General features: G+C 29.3%; 1 protein-coding gene and 1 pseudogene (1 of these 2 running past the window's edge). Both read left to right on the top strand.

Features of this window, described 5'->3' with window-relative positions; genetic code table 11:
* Positions 1–203: pseudogene (locus tag A2255_00410) on the top strand (hypothetical protein) (it extends 133 nt beyond the left edge of the window).
* Positions 204–229: 26 nt separating this feature from the next.
* A partial coding sequence (locus tag A2255_00415; protein ID OGI18110.1) for a hypothetical protein occupies positions 230–1531 on the top strand: 1302 nt, incomplete at its 3' end.

Raw genomic sequence — 1531 nt, forward strand, 5'->3', positions numbered from 1 at the left:
ATCATAAAATCGCAACAGAAATAACGGTTATAATCTCAGGCAAAGTCAAAATGAATGGTGTTGAATATAAAGCAGGAGATATTATAATAATGGAGCCAAATGAGGCAACTGATTTTGAGTGCTTGGAAGATAATACAAAGAATGTAGTAGTTAAGCTGCCTGGTGCAAATAATGATAAATACGAAGGCGAAAATAATATTTAAAACTATAGAGCAAATAAGGATAAAAGATGCTGGATAAAATTTTAAATAAATTATTAAACTTTTTACTAGATAAAAATATCCCGCTTAAACATTCGGAAAATTTTTTAACTTATCACAAAAGGCCAATTAATTCTTCTGAATATAGATTTCAATCTGATATACTCAAAAATTCACCAAAACTTGGACTTGTAATGCAAGGACCTCTTATGAAAGAGGATAATTTCACATTGGAAACTGTTAAACTATATAAAAAAACATTTGAAAATACAGAAATTATTGTATCAACCTGGAAAACAGAAAATCTTGATTATATTGAAAAAATAAAAGAAGCCGGAGCAACAGTTATTTTGAATGATCCCCCTGAGTTTGCAGGTATCTCTAATGTAAACTATCAGATTAAATCTTCAATAGCTGGTATTAGAAAAGCAAAAGAGATTGGATGTGAATACGCAATAAAAGCAAGAACTGATCAGAGAATGTATGCTTCAAATATTAAAGAGTTTTTGTTTAATCTTTTGAAAATATTTCCTTTATCAAGTGAGATTCAAGTTCAGAAACAACGTTTAATTACTTGTTCAGCAAATACTTTTAAATACAGACTTTATGGGCTTTCTGATATGTTCCTATTTGGACATATTGATGATGTTTTACTATTTTGGAGTGTGAAAGAGGATAATCGTAATTTTGATAAGAACGATGCGTTCTATACAACTTCCTTGAGGAATTACTGTAAAAGTAAATTAGTAGAGGTTTACTTTACATGTGAATTTTTACAAGCAGTAGGCAAGAATCTTAGTTTTACATTGCAAGATAGCTGGCAATCATACTCAAAACATTTTTGTGTAATTGATAAAGAAAGCTTAGATTTATGTTGGCCCAAATATACAAATAAAGAACATCGTTGGATCAAATATACCCCTTATTCTTTGGAAGAACTATCGTTTAAGGAATGGTTAAACATATATACGGGTTTAGATAATAAAATAATACCGGAACAAATTTTAGATGAACCATTAGGTAACTTAAAACCTGTCATTCTATCCAGAACATCACATTTTGGTGATTTTGTGTTGAATAAGTTAGAAACCGAAACATTTGCTGTGAAAAATCACCATAAATCAAGAATAGACTATATATTAGAATGTAGCAAAAATGAAAACTATACAGTTAAAGCAAATTTCTTAAAGCCATACACTATAAGAGATGATATACAAGCTTTAATGGAACAAAGTCAGAATAATTTTTTTGGCTATTATAATGTCAAAGCTATAATAATGGATTCTTTTTCTGAATTAGCCGACAAGTTATTCATTTCAAAAGACGGTTGG

The organism is Candidatus Melainabacteria bacterium RIFOXYA2_FULL_32_9, from assembly GCA_001784615.1.
In the GTDB taxonomy this organism is placed as follows: domain Bacteria; phylum Cyanobacteriota; class Vampirovibrionia; order Gastranaerophilales; family UBA9579; genus UBA9579.